Below are 14,632 nucleotides of genomic sequence, written 5' to 3'. Positions count from 1 at the left end.
CAACGGACTACACCCGCCCACCCCGCATCGCCCCCCGGGGGGAACCAACGCACCACACCCACCCACCCCCCGAAGGGGGGTGGGCGGCGGGGAAAAACAAAAGGGGCGGGTGGGCGGCGGGTAGGGGGCCGACGGGGTTCGGATCGGGGGCCGGGCGTTGTCCGAGGTGTCTGCTAAGACTTGAGCTGTGAGCAGTGAGAACGGGCGGGATCCGGGGGAGCGGGGCGAGCAGCTGGCGCTGATCCGCGAGACCGTGCGGAAGGCGAAGCCGCCCCGGGCCAAGCCGCGCACGTGGCGGGGCGCCGAGCTGGCGGGGGAGCTGCCGGTGGCGCGGGTGCTGGTGGACAAGGGGCCGGTGCATCTCGACAAGCTGTGGGACTACGCCGTGCCCGCGGAGCTGGACGAGGAGGCGCGGCCCGGGGTGCGGGTCCGGGTGCGGTTCGGGGCGGGGACCGGCCGGGTGCGCGAGGGCCGGCGCGAGGGCGGGGGACTGCTCGACGGGTACATCGTGGAGCGCGTCGCCGAGTCCGACTACCGCGGCCCGCTGGCGGCGATCGCACAGGTCGTCTCGCCGGAGCCGGTGCTCAGCCCGCCGCTGCTGGCCCTGTGCCGGGCGGTGGCCGACCGCTACGCCGGATCGCTCGCCGACGTGCTGCAACTGGCCATTCCGCCGCGCAACGCCAAGGCCGAGGCGGAGCGCTTCCCGGCGCCGCCGCCACCGCCCGCCGTGCCGTCGCTGGCGAGCTGGGCCCGCTACCCGCAGGGCCCCGCGTTCCTGGAGGCGCTGGCGCACGGGGGCACGCCGCGCGCCGTGTGGACCGCGCTGCCGGGGCCGCACTGGCCGTGGGAGCTGGCCGCCGCGGTGGCGGCGGCCCTGGCGTCCGGGCGGGGCGCCCTGGTCGTGATGCCGGACGGGCGGTCGGCGGCCCGGGTGGACGCGGCGCTGACGGAGCTGGTGGGCGCGGGGCTGCACACCGTACTGGTGGCGGATTCGGGGCCCGAGGAGCGCTACCGGCGCTGGCTGTCGATACGCCGGGGCGCCGTGCGGGCCGTCGTGGGCACCCGCGCCGCGATGTACGCACCGGTGGCGGACCTGGGGCTCGTCGCCATCTGGGACGACGGGAATTCCAGCCACAGCGACACCAACGCCCCGCACCCGCACGCCCGTGACGTGCTGCTGCTCCGCGCCGTGCACGAGAAGGCGGCCTGCCTGATCGGCGACCTGGGGCGCACCGTGGAGGCCACCCAGCTGGTGGAGACCGGGTGGGCCCGGCCGCTGGAGGCCGCGCGCGAACAGGTGCGTACGGCCGCGCCGTTGATCCGTACGGTCGACGACGTCGAGGCGGCCCGCGACGAGGCGGCGCGCGTCGCCCGGCTGCCCTCGCTCGCCTGGCAGACGGCGCGCGCGGGGCTGGCGCGCGGTCCGGTGCTGGTGCAGGTGCCGCGCCGAGGGTACGTACCGCGGCTGGCCTGCGAGCGGTGCCGGGTGCCCGCGCGGTGCCGGCACTGCGCCGGGCCGCTGGAGGCACGGAGCAACGACAGCGCGCTGTGCTGCGGTTGGTGCGGTCAGGGGGCGCCGGACTGGCACTGCGCGGAGTGCGGCAGCCCGCGGCTGCGGGCGCAGATCGTCGGCGCCCGGCGCACCGCTGAGGAGCTCGGGCGGGCCTTCCCCGAGGTTCCCGTGCGCACCTCAGGGCGTGATCACATCCTGGACACCGTGCCCGACCGGCCCGCCCTCGTCGTCTCCACACCAGGCGCCGAGCCGGTCGCGGAGGGCGGGTACGCGGCCGCCCTGCTGCTGGACGGCTGGGCGCTGCTGGGGCGGCCGGATCTGCGGGCGGGGGAGGAGGCGCTGCGCCGCTGGCTGGGCGCCGCCTCGCTGGTCCGCGGCCAGGCGGAGGGCGGTACGGTCGCGGTGATCGCGGAGCCGACGCTGCGGCCCGTGCAGGCGCTGGTGCGCTGGGATCCGGCCGGTCATGCGGTGCGGGAGCTGTCCGAGCGGGCCGAGCTGGGTTTCCCTCCGGTGTCCCGGATGGCCTCGGTGGCCGGGCGTATCGAGGATGTCGCCGAGCTGCTGAAGGCGGCCGAACTCCCCGAGGGCGCCGAGGTGTTGGGGCCCGTTCCGATACCGGTGCCGGACCCGGGGCGCCCCCGCAGGCCCGGCGATCCGCCGCCGGGCGAGGAGTGGCAGCGCGCGCTCGTACGGGTCCGGCCAGGCCAGGGCGCGGCCCTCGCGGCGGCGCTCAAGGCGGCCCGCGCGGCGCGGCTGGTCAAGCGGGAGGGCGAGCCGGTTCGGGTGCGGATCGATCCGCCCGACCTCGGGTGACGTCGGCCTGGGGTGCGGCCGGGTCCGGCGCCGGGCGGTGGCCGCACGGGCGGGACATGGCGCCGCCCCGGGACCGTTGTCGGCGGGCGGTCCCGGGGCGTGGGCGAGCGGCGGAAAGCGGGTCGGCGGGCGTGCGGTGAGCTTCCCGGCCGAGGCGGCGTCAGCCGTTGCGGGGGCCGGGGAGGGCGCCGGGACGGGCCTCGTCACGGGTGGCCGCGGTCGGCTGGGCGGGCAGGGAACGGGCGGCGGGGACCGACGGCGCGGCGGGCAGGCCCGCGGCCACGGTCACCGCGCGGGCCCCGGCGGCGTCGGACGAACGGGCCGTCGGCTCACCGCTGTCGGCGGCGGGCTGGGCGGTGGCCCGGCGGGCCCCGTAACGGCGGTGCACCGCTTGTTTGGTGACGCCCAGCGCCGAGCCCACCGCGTCCCAGGAGAACCCCAGCGAACGGTCGAAGTCGACCGCCGCCGTGACCAGTGTTTCGACGCTGTCCCGCAGTTCCTGGGCCAGACGCACCGTCGGGGCGGGCGCCCGCCCGTAGACGACGAAGCCCGCGGAGGGCCCGGTCCGCCGCGGCCGGTAGACGTTGCCGAGCTGCGCGGTCAGGGTGCGCAGCGCGTCCACCTGCCGGCGGACCCGCTCGATGTCCCGCACCAGGAGATGCAGGCTGGCGCGCGCCTGGGCGTCGTGGGTTGCGTGGTCGGCCATGAGCAAGCCTCTCGAACCGGCGTGGAAAAGGAAGGTGAAAAGGATCGGGCCGCCAAAGCGGCCCGGTAAAAGGTCAATGCTGTTTGACCAACGCGACAGCAGCGGCTGTGGTCACGGTGTGGGGGCGTACGAGCTTCCGCGCGGGGCGCGGACAGGTCCGTACGCCCCCTGGAGTCAGGGCACATGGGCCTGGCGCTGACCGGTGACTCCGGTGCCCGCGCCCTTTCGGCCCCATAGACTGGTGCGTCGTTCCGCTGCGTGTGAGAGGTAGTGCGCCACCCATGAGGCTCGTCTTCGCCGGTACCCCCGAGGTCGCCGTACCCGCCCTCGATGCCCTGATCGCTTCGGACCGGCATGAGGTCGTGGCCGTCGTGACCAGGCCCGACGCCCCGGCGGGCCGCGGCCGGCGGCTGGTCGCCAGCCCCGTCGCGGAGCGCGCGGAGGAGGCCGGCATCGAGGTGCTCAAGCCCGTCAAGCCCCGCGACGAGGACTTCCTCGCCCGGCTGCGGGAGATCGCACCGGACTGCTGCCCGGTGGTCGCCTACGGTGCGCTGCTGCCGAAGGTCGCGCTCGACATTCCCGCCAGGGGATGGGTCAATCTGCACTTCTCGCTGCTGCCCGCGTGGCGTGGCGCGGCGCCCGTCCAGCATGCGGTGCTCGCGGGCGACGAGGTCACCGGCGCCTCGACCTTCCAGATCGAGCAGGGCCTGGACTCGGGACCGGTCTACGGCGTGCTGACCGAGGAGGTACGGCCGACGGACACCAGCGGCGATCTGCTGACCCGGCTCGCGTTCGCCGGTTCCGGGCTGCTCGTCGCGACGATGGACGGCATCGAGGACGGCTCCCTGAAGGCGGTTCCGCAGCCGGAGGAGGGCGTTTCCCTCGCGCCGAAGATCGAGGTCGAGGACGCCAAGGTGGACTGGACGGCACCGGCGCTGCGGGTGGACCGGGTGATCCGCGGCTGCGCGCCCGCGCCCGGCGCGTGGACCGTCTTCCGCGGCGAGCGGCTCAAGCTGATGTCCGCCGCCTCCGCCCCGGCCCACACCGAACCGGAACTCGCACCCGGCGAACTCGCCGTCACGAAGAAGGCGGTGTACGTCGGCACCGGCAGCCATCCCGTCGAGCTCGTCTGGGTCCAGCCGCAGGGCAAGAAGCCGATGAAGGGCGCCGATTGGGCGCGCGGCGTACGCATCGAGCACGGCGAGCGGCTGGGCGACTGACCCGGCGAGGCGCCGGGCGGCCAAGACCCCGCCCGGCCGGCCCGCGCCCGCCCGTCCCGGCGGGTGCCCCGCCGCGCCTCCGCGTAGGCTTGACCACACCTCTTCATCTCGTATCCGGAGCACCTTTTCTGTGAGTCAGCAGCCGCCCCGCCGTCACGGCACCCGCAAGCCCTACCGCCGCCCGCAGAAGGACCCGGTCAGGATCCTCGCGTTCGAGGCACTGCGGGCCGTGGACGAGCGGGACGCGTACGCGAATCTCGTGCTGCCGCCGCTGTTGCGCAAGGCGCGCGAGGGCGGCGACTTCGACAGCCGGGACGCGGCGCTGGCGACGGAGCTGGTGTACGGGACGCTGCGCCGGCAGGGCACCTATGACGCCATCGTCGCCCGGTGCGTGGACCGGCCGCTCCGCGAGGTCGACCCGCCGGTCCTGGACGTGCTGACGCTCGGCGCGCACCAGCTGCTCGGCACCCGCATCCCGACGCATGCCGCGGTCAGTGCCAGCGTGGAGCTGGCGCGGGTCGTGCTGGGCGACGGGCGGGCCAAGTTCGTCAACGCGGTGCTGCGCAAGGTCGCGGCCCACGACATGGACAGCTGGCTGGAGCAGGTCGCCCCGGACTACGACGAGGATCCCGAGGAGCACCTCGGCATCGTGCACGCGCATCCGCGCTGGATCGTCTCCGCGCTGTGGGACGCCCTCGGCGGCGGCCGCGCCGGCATCGAGGACCTGCTGGACGCGGACAACGAGCGGCCCGAGGTGACGCTGGTGGCGAGGCCGGGCCGGGCCACCACCGAGGAGCTGTTGGCGGCCGTCGGCGAGGAGAGCGCGCTGCCGGGCCGCTGGTCCCCGTACGCGGTGCGGCTCGCGGAGGGCGGCGAGCCGGGCGCGCTGGACCCGGTGCGCGAGGGGCGGGCCGGCGTACAGGACGAGGGCAGCCAGCTGGTCGCGCTGGCGCTGGCGAACGCGCCCGTCGAGGGGTCGGACCTGGCCTGGCTGGACGGCTGCGCGGGCCCCGGCGGGAAGGCGGCGCTGCTGGGCGCGCTCGCGGCGCAGCGCGGTGCCGCCCTGGTGGCCTCGGAGAAGCAGCCGCACCGTGCGCGCCTGGTGGCGCGGGCGCTCGCCGGCAACCCCGGCCCGTACCAGGTCATCGCCGCCGACGGCACCCGGCCCGCCTGGCGCCCCGGCGCCTTCGACCGGGTGCTGGTCGACGTGCCGTGCACCGGCCTGGGGGCGCTGCGCCGGCGGCCCGAGGCGCGCTGGCGCCGCCGCCCCGAGGACCTGGACGGTTTCGCGCCGCTGCAGCGCGAACTGCTGCGGCAGGCGCTGGCGGCCGTACGGGTCGGCGGGGTCGTCGGCTATGCCACCTGCTCGCCGCACCCGGCCGAGACCCGGGCCGTGGTGGACGACGTCCTCAAGGGGCGCGGCGGCCCCGCGGTGGAGGTGGAGTGGATCGACGCACGGCCGCTGATGCCGGGTGTCCCGGCGCTGGGAGACGGTCCTGACGTGCAGCTGTGGCCGCATCTGCACGGTACGGACGCGATGTATCTGGCGCTGCTGCGGCGTACCGGCTGAGCCTGCGGGGCGTGGTCCGGCGGCCCTGTACGCGGTCCCCCTTCGGGGCTGCCGGCCGGGCAGGACATACTTGGGGGCATGGCCTTGATCAACCCCAGCATTCTGTCCGCCGACTTCGCCCGCCTCGCAGAGGAGGCGAGGGCCGTCGAGGGCGCCGACTGGCTGCACGTCGACGTCATGGACAACCACTTCGTCCCGAATCTCACCCTCGGCGTGCCGGTCGTCGAGTCGCTGAGCAAGGCGACGGACACGCCCCTGGATCTGCATCTGATGATCCAGGACCCGGACCGCTGGGCGCCGCAGTACGTCGAGGCCGGGGCCGGCTCCGTGACGTTCCATGCGGAGGCCGCGGCGGCGCCGGTGCGGCTCGCGCGGGAGATCCGGGCGCTGGGCGCGCGGGCGTCGATGGCACTCAAGCCGGCCACGCCGATCGAGCCGTTCGAGGATCTGCTGCCCGAACTCGACATGCTGCTGATCATGACCGTGGAGCCCGGCTTCGGCGGTCAGGCGTTCCTCGACATCATGCTGCCGAAGATCCGCCGCACCCGTGAGCTGATCTCCCGGCACGGCCTGGAGCTGTGGCTCCAGGTGGACGGCGGTGTCTCGGCGTCCACCATCGAGCGGTGCGCCGAGGCCGGTGCCGATGTGTTCGTCGCGGGCTCCGCGGTGTACGGCGCGGACGATCCGGCCAAGGCGGTCCGCGACCTGCGGGAGAAGGCCGAGGCGGCGTCGGCGAACGGCTGGGGCTGCGCGCACTGAGACCGTGTCCGCGGTGGCCTCGGCCGCAGCGGTTGCGGCTCCGGTGGTCGTGGCTCTGGTGATCGGGGTTCCGGGCTCGTAGCTTGAGAGCGTACGGCTCACGGTTTGCGATTCTTTGGCCTGTGGTTGGTGATTCCGGGGACGCTCCCCGAGTGCGGGGGTACCGTCCTCACCAGCGTCCGCGCCCCGGGTTGGCCCTGCCGCAACCGAGCGTTCACGGCCGTCGGAGCGGTCATGGTCCCCGCCGACCTCGGGTTTCTGCAAGGATGAGCAAAGACTCGATCAGATGCGCCAAAGGGGAGAAATTCGTGGTAGCCAGCCGCCCGCAATCGGGAATGGGCCCTGCCGAGCTGGTGCAGGCCGCGGCCATGGCCCGCCGTTTCTATCTGGAGGGCAAGTCCAAGATCCAGATCGCGGAGGAGTTCGGCGTCAGCCGGTTCAAGGTCGCCCGGGTGCTGGAGACGGCCCTGGAACGCGATCTCGTACGGATCGAGATTCGGGTGCCCTCCGAACTGGACGCCGAACGCTCCGACGCCCTGCGGGCCCGCTACGGCCTGCGGCACGCGGTCGTCGTCGAGTCGCCAGCGGACGCCTCCGAGGACGCCGCCGACCCGGAGAACCTCGGCGAGGTCGCGGCCGACCTCCTCGGCGAGCTGGTCGCCGAGGGCGACGTCCTGGGCCTGGCCTGGGGCCGGTCGACGATCCACATGGCGGCCGCGCTGCACCGGCTGCCGCCCTGCACCGTCGTCCAGCTGACCGGCGTGTACGACGCGGGCACCGCCGACCGCGGCTCGGTCGAGGCGGTCCGCCGGGCGGCCGACGTCTCCGGCGGCGAGGCGCATCCGATCTACGCGCCGATGCTGCTGCCGGACTCGGCGACCGCGGCCGCGCTGCGCGGCCAGACCGGTATCGCCCGCGCCTTCGACTACTTCGACAAGGTCACCGTCGCCTGCGTCTCCATCGGCTCCTGGGAGCCGGGCGTCTCGACCGTCTACGACATGCTCTCGGAGCAGGAGCGGGAGCACTACGCCTCGCTCGGTGCCGCCGCCGAGATGTCCGCGCACCTCTTCGACGCCGAGGGCCGCCGCATCGGCCGGGACCTCGGCGAGCGCTGCATCACCGTCGAGGCGGACCGGCTGCGCCGTATCCCCGAGGTCGTGGCGATCGCCGGTGGCCGGCGCAAGGCCGCCGCGATCGGCGCGGTCCTGCGCTCCGGGCTGGTCACCAGCCTGGTCACGGACACCGCGGCCGCCGACCACCTGCTGCTGGAGACCGGCCCCGGGCCGCGCCCCGCCCTGGACCGGGCGGACCCCGACGGGGCCTGACGCCGACGGCGGGTGCCCCGGGCGTCCGCCACTCCGTCGCTACTCCGTCGCGCGGTCATCGGCGCGCAGCGCCGGCATTGCTGTGACAGCATCGGCGCCATGAAGATCCGCTCCCGTCCCCACCGGGCCGCCGCCGTCGTCGGCGCGCTGCTCGCCGGGCTGCTGCTGGTGCTGACGGGCTGCTCCACGGGCGGTGCCGGCAAGGGGAGTTCGGCCGGATCGCGGTCCGCGGGCATACCGGGCTGGGCCAAGGGGATGCCGGCCGTCCCGGTCGGCGAGCTGCCCACCCAGGCCAGGGACACGCTGCGGCTCATCGACGCCGGCGGGCCCTTCCCGTACCCGAAGGACGGCTCCGTCTTCGGCAACCACGAACGGCTGCTGCCCCGTCAGCCGCGCGGCCACTACCACGAGTACACGGTCCGTACGCCCGGCTCGCGGGACCGTGGCGCCCGGCGCCTGATCACCGGCACCGGCCACGAGACCTTCTACACCGACGACCACTACCGAACTTTCAAGGCGGTGCTCCGATGACATTCGCGGTGTTCGATGGCGGCCAGGTGGTGCGGCCTGGCGGTGTGGCCGGGGGGCCGGGGGGTGTCCCCCGGGGGATGCGGCAAGGCGGTGCTCCGATGACGTTCCTGGTGTTCGACGGCGGCCAGGTGGTGCGGCCAGGTGGTGCGGCCGGGGGGCCGGGGGTTGTCCCCTGGGGGATGCAGGAAGGCGGTGCTCCGATGACGTTCCTGGTGTTCGATGGCGGCCTGGCGGTGTGGCCGGGGGTCCGGGGGTTGCCACCCGGGAGACGCGGCAAGGCGGTGCTCCGATGACGGATGCTGTGCCTTTCGTGCCGCGGCCGCTCGCGGCGGTGCTCGATGGCAGTACGCCGCCGGGCGTGCTGTCCTGGCCGGCGGACCGCTCCGTGGCGGACGCGCTGACCGCCGCCCGGGAGGCCGGCTGGAGCGGTGCCGCCCTGAACCTCGAAGGGACCGCGGACAAGGCCGAGTTCATGGACCGCTGCGCCCGCGCACTGCGGCTGCCGGACTGGTTCGGCCGCAACTGGGACGCCCTCTCCGACTGCCTCACCGATCTGTCCTGGTGCCCGGCGGACCGGGGCCGGCTGCTCGTCGTGACCGGCTGGCAGGACTATGCCTCCGCGGCCCCCGACGACTGGAGCGTCCTGGAGGAGGTGCTGGCGGACGCGGTGGGGTACTGGCGGGACAAGGACACCGGGCTGGCCGTGATCATGGCCAGGGGGCGGGCGCGAGCCGGCGGGTAACGGCCGTACCGGCCGCCCGGCAGGCCCGGTCCCGCGGCCCGCTTGGCGGATCACACACACGGCGCACCGCCCGGTCGGACAATCGCATGAGTCCTGGTCAGGCCCCGTATCCTGGGGGTATGCGATTCCTGAATCCGAAGAACGGCGCCCTCGAAGAGAGTTCTTCGGTGCCCTACGACCTGACGTACGACGATGTGTTCATGGTGCCCAGCCGCTCCGCGGTGGGCTCCCGCCAGGGCGTGGATCTGTCCGCGCACGACGGCAGCGGCACCACCATTCCCCTTGTGGTCGCCAACATGACGGCGATCGCCGGGCGCCGGATGGCCGAGACCGTCGCCCGCCGCGGCGGCCTGACCGTCATCCCGCAGGACATCCCGCTCGACGTCGTCACCGAGGTCGTGACCTGGGTCAAGCGCCGTCACCTCGTTCTGGACACGCCGATCGTGCTGTCCCCGATCTCGACCGTCGCGGACGCCCTGTCGCTGCTGCCCAAGCGGTCGCACGGCGCGGGCATCGTCGTCGAGAGCGGCCGTCCGGTCGGCGTCGTCACCGAGCACGACCTCGCGGGCGTGGACCGCTTCACCCAGGTCTCCGAGGTCATGTCCAAGGACCTGCTGGTCCTGGACGCGGACATCGACCCCCGGGAGGCGTTCAACCGCCTCGACGCCGCCAACCGCAAGCTGGCGCCGGCGGTCGACGCGGACGGCATGCTGGTCGGCATCCTCACCCGTAAGGGCGCGCTCCGCGCCACCCTCTACACCCCCGCCACCGACGCCCACGGCAGGCTGCGGATCGCCGCCGCCGTCGGCATCAACGGCGATGTGGCCGGCAAGGCCAAGGCGCTGCTGGACGCCGGCGTGGACGCGCTCGTCGTGGACACCGCGCACGGCCACCAGGAGTCCATGATCAGCGCGGTCCAGGCCGTCCGGGCGCTGAACCCGCAGGTCCCGATCGTGGCGGGCAACATCGTCGCCGCCGAGGGCGTCCGCGACCTCATCGAGGCCGGCGCGGACATCATCAAGGTCGGCGTCGGGCCCGGCGCCATGTGCACCACCCGGATGATGACCGGCGTCGGCCGTCCGCAGTTCTCCGCGGTGCTGGAGTGCGCCGCCGAGGCCAAGAAGTTCGGCAAGCACGTCTGGGCCGACGGCGGCGTCCGGCACCCCCGCGACGTCGCGATGGCGCTGGCCGCGGGCGCGTCCAACGTCATGATCGGCTCGTGGTTCGCCGGCACGCTGGAGTCGCCCGGCGACCTCCAGCACACCGCCGACGGGCGCCCGTACAAGGAGAGCTTCGGCATGGCCTCCGCGCGCGCGGTGCGCAACCGTACGAGCGAGGAGTCGGCCTACGACCGGGCCCGCAAGGGGCTGTTCGAGGAGGGCATCTCCACCTCGCGGATGTTCGTCGACCCGGCCCGCCCCGGCGTCGAGGACCTGATCGACTCGATCATCGCGGGTGTCCGCAGCTCCTGCACCTACGCCGGCGCCGGCTCCCTGGAGGAGTTCGCCGAGAAGGCCGTCGTCGGTGTGCAGAGCGCCGCCGGCTACGCCGAGGGCAAGCCCCTCCACGACAGCTGGAGTTGATGGCACGGGGCCGCACACGGGCCCCGGAGCGCCGCTCACCGGCCCCGCACCGCATCGGTGCGGGGCCGGTCGCATGTCCGGGACGGACCGGCCCGGACACGCGACCGGCCGCCACAAAACGGTCCGGTGTGCGGGCGCCGCGGTGTCCGGCCCGTGGACACCGGGCCGGCGGGGTACTCGATCGAAACCTGGCGCGCAACGAACCACCGCCCGCGGCGCCGGTGCGCAACGATCAGATGTAGCTGCGCAAGGAACCCGCATTACGGCAGGTCAGGGCCGGGCCGTAAGGTCATGCGCTAGTACGTGGAGTGGCGGTGACCGCCTGCTCGGCGGTCACCCTGCGGGTCGTGCTTCGCGCTGCCCGCATGCCGGCCGTCGCGGTTGCCCGTCATCCGACCGCCAGTGACAAACGGCAGCGATAAAGGAGCCACCCCAGTGTTGGAGCAAGGCGCAGCCCCGCCCGCAGGGGACCGCGACACCCGGCCGCCCGCCCCCGGCGGCCTCGGGACCCGGCTGATGCGGCGCAAACCGGTCGAGAGACTGGTCGCGGAGGGCGGCAAGGGCGAGGGCGGCACGCTCCGCCGCTCGATGGGCGTGTGGCAGCTGACCATGATCAGCATCGGTGCCACGCTCGGCACCGGCATCTTCGTGGTCCTCGGCGAGGCCGTCCCGGACGCCGGACCCGCCGTCGTCCTCGCGTTCGTCCTCGCGGGCATCACCGCCCTGTTCTCCGCCCTGTCGTACGCGGAGCTGGCCGGCAGCATCCCGGTCTCCGGATCGTCCTACTCCTACGCCTACGCCACCCTCGGCGAACTGATCGCCTGGGTCTGCGGCTGGTGTCTGATCCTGGAGTACGGCGTCTCGGTCGCGGCCGTCGCCGTCGGCTGGGGCCAGTATCTGAACGAATTCCTGGGCGGCACCGTCGGGTTCACCATCCCCGACGCGCTGTCCCAGCCGCCCGGTGACGGGGGCATCTTCAACCTGCCGGCCCTGCTGGTCGTGATGCTGGCGATGGTGTTCCTGCTGGGCGGCGCCAAGGAGAGCGCCCGCGCCAACACCATCATGGTGGTCGTCAAGATCGTCGCGCTGCTGCTGTTCTGCGGTGTCGCCGTGCAGGGCGTGCGGTCCGGGAACTACGCCAACTTCATGCCGCTGGGCATGGCGGGCGTCAGTGCCGCCGGCGCGACCCTCTTCTTCTCCTACATCGGCTTCGACGCGGCCTCCACGGCCGGCGAGGAGGCCAGGAACCCGCAGCGCGACCTGCCCCGCGCGATCATGCTCTCGCTGGTGATCGTCACCGCGCTGTACTGCCTGGTCGCGGCCATCGCCGTCGGCGCGATGCCCTGGCAGAAGTTCGAGGGCTCGGAGGCCGCACTGGCCGGGATCATGAAGGACGTCACGGGCCAGGGCTTCTGGGCCGTACTGCTCGCCTTCGGCGCGGTCATCGCCATCGCCAGCGTCGTACTGACCGTGCTCTACGGCCAGACCCGCATCCTCTTCGCGATGTCCCGGGACGGCCTGGTGCCCAAGGCGTTCTCCAAGGTGCACCCCAAGAGCGGGGTGCCGCGCGCCAACACCGTGATCGTCTCGCTGTTCTGCGGGGTGCTCGCCGCCGCGGTGCCGCTCGGCGAGCTGGCCGACGCCACCAGCATCGGCACCCTCTTCGCGTTCGCGCTGGTCAACATCGCGGTGATCGTGCTGCGCCGCACCCGCCCCGAGATGCCGCGCACCTTCCGTACGCCGCTCTCCCCGCTGTTCCCGGCGATCGGTTTTCTGCTCTGTGTGGGCATGATGACCAGGCTCGGCGCCGTGACCTGGGTGGTCTTCGGTGTCTGGATGGCCGTCGGCCTTGTGGTCTACTTCGGATACGGCATGCGCCGGTCCCGATTGGCCACAGCAGAGAAGTGACCCACCCGCAGTGCGACTGAACGATCTCGACGAACGCATCGTCCACGCCCTCGCCGAGGACGCCCGCCGCAGCTACGCCGACATCGGCCAGGAGGTCGGCCTGTCCGCCCCGGCCGTCAAGCGGCGGGTGGACCGGCTGCGGGCCGACGGCGCCATCACCGGATTCACCGTACGGGTCGATCCGGCGGCGCTCGGTTGGGAGACCGAGGGGTTCATCGAGCTCTACTGCAGTCGGAACACCTCGCCCGAGGCGATCCACCGCGGTCTGTCGCGCTACCCGGAAGTGGCGTCCGCCTCCACCGTCACAGGTGAGGCGGACGCCATCGTCCAGGTCTTCGCCTCCGACATGCGGCACTTCGAGCGGGTACTGGAACGCATAGCGGGCGAGCCCTTCGTGGAGCGGACCAAGTCCGTGCTGGTGCTCTCGCCGCTGCTGCGGCGGTTCGGGTCGGGGGCGCCGGGCTAGGGCCGGACCCTGGGCCGGCGCCTGGCCCGTACGCCGCTGCGCAGGCCGGTGACCACGGCGATGCCCGCGAGGAGCACGACGCCCGCCGCGATGCGATAACCCAGCGCCGTGGCGTCGGTGAAGGCGGTGGCCGCCGCGGCGCCGTGCCCCGTTCCCGAGGCGAAGCGCACGGACAGTACGGTGCCCACCACGGCGATCCCCAGCGCGGCCCCCAACTCCCTTGCCGCGCCCTGGAGTCCGGAGCCCATCCCCGAGCGGCGGGCAGGGACGGACGCCACGACGGCATGGGACAGCGTCGGCATCGCAAGCCCCGCACCGGCCACCATCAGCAGGAGAAACAGCAGGTAGAGCGGGTACGGTGTGCCGGCTTCCGCGGTGGAGAGCAGCAGCAGGCCGACGGCTATCAGCCCCAGCCCCGCGCCGACCGTCCTGGCCTCGCCGAGCCGCCGCGCCCCGCGCATCCCGTACTTCGTCACCGCCATCATCCCGAACGCCAGCGGCACGATCGCCAAGCCCGTCTGCAGCGGTGAATAGCCCTTCACGTACTGCAGGAACTGGGCGTTGACGTAGAACAGGGCGAACATTCCGAAGAAGGCCACCGCCAGTCCGGCAGCTCCGGCACGCAGCCGGGGCAGACGGAACAGCCGGGGGTCCAGCACCGGGTGCGCGGCGCGCAGGCCATGCCGTACGAACAGCGTGAAGACGGCGACGGCCAGGGCGAACGCGCCGAGCACGGCGGGGGAGAGCCAGCCGAGCCCGGGGCCCTCGATGATGCCGAACAGCAGCGCGGCCGAGCCGAGCACCAGCAGCCCGGAGCCGGGCAGGTCCAGTGCCGCGGTCTGCCGGGGGACCCGGGGCGCGGCCAGCGCCACCCAGCCGGACAGGCCCAGCGCCAGCGGGACATACGCCCAGAACAGGCCCTGCCAGGGCAGATATTGGAGGATCAGCGCGCCGCCCGCATTGCCCACCATGCCGCCCACACCCATGGCCGCGCTCCAGGCGGCGACGGCTCCGGCCTTGCGGTCGGGAGGGCAGGAGTGCAGCAGCACGGACATGGTCGCCGGCACCAGCAGCGCGGCGCCGGCGCCCGCCAGCGCGCGGCCCGCCAGCAGGACCGGGAGGGCGGGCGCCAGCGCGCTCAGCAGGGCCCCGGCGGCGAAGACACCGAGCCCGGTCAGCAGGACGCCCTTGCGGCCGAACCGGTCGCCGAGCGCACCGGCCGGGATCAGCAGTCCCGCGAAGACGAGTACGTAAATGTCGACGATCCACAGCAGTTGGGCGGCGGACGGATGCAGACCGCTCGCGGCGATCTTGGGGACGGCGAGGTTGATCGCCGCGACCAGCGACTGCGCGACCAGCACACAGGCGCACATCGCGGCCGTCACGGACCGCCGGTCGCGGGGCGCGCCGACAGCGGTGGCAGGAGAAGCGGAAACGGTCGAGGTCATGGCGGGGAGGCTAGAGTCGCTGCCAGTTGACCTCAACTGCAAGGTGTG

General features: G+C 73.7%; 12 protein-coding genes. 10 read left to right on the top strand and 2 right to left on the bottom strand.

Going from position 1 to position 14,632, the window contains the following annotated elements; all coding sequences use genetic code 11:
* The first annotated feature begins 187 nt into the window (after positions 1–187).
* Entirely contained in the window at positions 188–2,326 is a 2,139-nt protein-coding gene (locus FCH28_RS31755) for a primosomal protein N' (protein ID WP_136743633.1), read from the top strand.
* 160 nt (positions 2,327–2,486) lie between these two features.
* Here the strand turns inward: FCH28_RS31755 and FCH28_RS31750 are convergent, their stop codons facing one another.
* Complete coding sequence (locus FCH28_RS31750; protein ID WP_136743632.1) at positions 2,487–3,032, bottom strand: hypothetical protein; 546 nt, start codon at positions 3,030–3,032, stop codon at positions 2,487–2,489.
* 281 nt (positions 3,033–3,313) lie between these two features.
* Here FCH28_RS31750 and fmt point away from each other — a divergent pair, with 281 nt between their 5' ends.
* The 9 genes from fmt (at position 3,314) to FCH28_RS31705 (ending at position 13,136) form a co-directional block, all read left to right on the top strand.
* Complete coding sequence (gene fmt / locus FCH28_RS31745) at positions 3,314–4,252, top strand: methionyl-tRNA formyltransferase (RefSeq protein ID WP_136743631.1); 939 nt, start codon at positions 3,314–3,316, stop codon at positions 4,250–4,252.
* A gap of 130 nt (positions 4,253–4,382) precedes the next feature.
* Positions 4,383–5,822, top strand: a complete 1,440-nt coding sequence (locus tag FCH28_RS31740) for an RsmB/NOP family class I SAM-dependent RNA methyltransferase (RefSeq protein WP_136743630.1) — start codon at positions 4,383–4,385, stop codon at positions 5,820–5,822.
* 78 nt (positions 5,823–5,900) lie between these two features.
* A complete protein-coding gene (gene rpe / locus FCH28_RS31735) occupies positions 5,901–6,581 on the top strand; it encodes a ribulose-phosphate 3-epimerase (protein WP_136743629.1) in 681 nt (226 codons plus the stop codon).
* Between the two features lie 335 nt (positions 6,582–6,916).
* On the top strand, positions 6,917–7,906 hold the full coding sequence (locus FCH28_RS31730; RefSeq protein ID WP_136743683.1) for a sugar-binding transcriptional regulator: 990 nt from the start codon (positions 6,917–6,919) through the stop codon (positions 7,904–7,906).
* A 99-nt stretch (positions 7,907–8,005) separates the two neighbouring features.
* Positions 8,006–8,437, top strand: coding sequence for a guanyl-specific ribonuclease (locus FCH28_RS31725; protein WP_136743628.1), 432 nt, complete (start codon positions 8,006–8,008; stop codon positions 8,435–8,437).
* A 289-nt stretch (positions 8,438–8,726) separates the two neighbouring features.
* On the top strand, positions 8,727–9,179 hold the full coding sequence (locus tag FCH28_RS31720) for a barstar family protein (RefSeq protein WP_136743627.1): 453 nt from the start codon (positions 8,727–8,729) through the stop codon (positions 9,177–9,179).
* A 119-nt stretch (positions 9,180–9,298) separates the two neighbouring features.
* Complete coding sequence (locus FCH28_RS31715; RefSeq protein WP_136743626.1) at positions 9,299–10,762, top strand: GuaB1 family IMP dehydrogenase-related protein; 1,464 nt, start codon at positions 9,299–9,301, stop codon at positions 10,760–10,762.
* A 435-nt stretch (positions 10,763–11,197) separates the two neighbouring features.
* Complete coding sequence (locus FCH28_RS31710; RefSeq protein WP_136743625.1) at positions 11,198–12,670, top strand: amino acid permease; 1,473 nt, start codon at positions 11,198–11,200, stop codon at positions 12,668–12,670.
* Positions 12,671–12,680: 10 nt separating this feature from the next.
* Entirely contained in the window at positions 12,681–13,136 is a 456-nt protein-coding gene (locus tag FCH28_RS31705) for an Lrp/AsnC family transcriptional regulator (protein ID WP_136743624.1), read from the top strand.
* Here FCH28_RS31705 and FCH28_RS31700 read toward each other — a convergent pair.
* On the bottom strand, positions 13,133–14,584 hold the full coding sequence (locus tag FCH28_RS31700) for an MFS transporter (protein ID WP_136743623.1): 1,452 nt from the start codon (positions 14,582–14,584) through the stop codon (positions 13,133–13,135). The two genes, FCH28_RS31705 and FCH28_RS31700, sit on opposite strands and share 4 nt — an antisense overlap.
* Positions 14,585–14,632: the final 48 nt, after the last annotated feature.

This window comes from Streptomyces piniterrae (assembly GCF_005048155.1).
Taxonomy (GTDB): Bacteria; Actinomycetota; Actinomycetes; order Streptomycetales; family Streptomycetaceae; genus Streptomyces; species Streptomyces piniterrae.
The sequence above is the reverse complement of the archived record's forward strand: the minus strand, read 5'-3'. Positions and strand labels throughout refer to the sequence as shown.

What these genes read in the sequence shown, in the direction of transcription:
- FCH28_RS31715 (WP_136743626.1), top strand. Translation starts at nt 9,299, where the DNA reads ATGCGATTCCTGAATCCGAAGAACGGCGCCCTCGAAGAGAGTTCTTCG.
- FCH28_RS31720 (WP_136743627.1), top strand. Translation starts at nt 8,727, where the DNA reads ATGACGGATGCTGTGCCTTTCGTGCCGCGGCCGCTCGCGGCGGTGCTC.
- FCH28_RS31750 (WP_136743632.1), bottom strand. Translation starts at nt 3,032, where the DNA reads ATGGCCGACCACGCAACCCACGACGCCCAGGCGCGCGCCAGCCTGCAT.
- rpe (WP_136743629.1), top strand. Translation starts at nt 5,901, where the DNA reads ATGGCCTTGATCAACCCCAGCATTCTGTCCGCCGACTTCGCCCGCCTC.
- FCH28_RS31725 (WP_136743628.1), top strand. Translation starts at nt 8,006, where the DNA reads ATGAAGATCCGCTCCCGTCCCCACCGGGCCGCCGCCGTCGTCGGCGCG.
- FCH28_RS31700 (WP_136743623.1), bottom strand. Translation starts at nt 14,584, where the DNA reads ATGACCTCGACCGTTTCCGCTTCTCCTGCCACCGCTGTCGGCGCGCCC.
- fmt (WP_136743631.1), top strand. Translation starts at nt 3,314, where the DNA reads ATGAGGCTCGTCTTCGCCGGTACCCCCGAGGTCGCCGTACCCGCCCTC.
- FCH28_RS31730 (WP_136743683.1), top strand. Translation starts at nt 6,917, where the DNA reads ATGGGCCCTGCCGAGCTGGTGCAGGCCGCGGCCATGGCCCGCCGTTTC.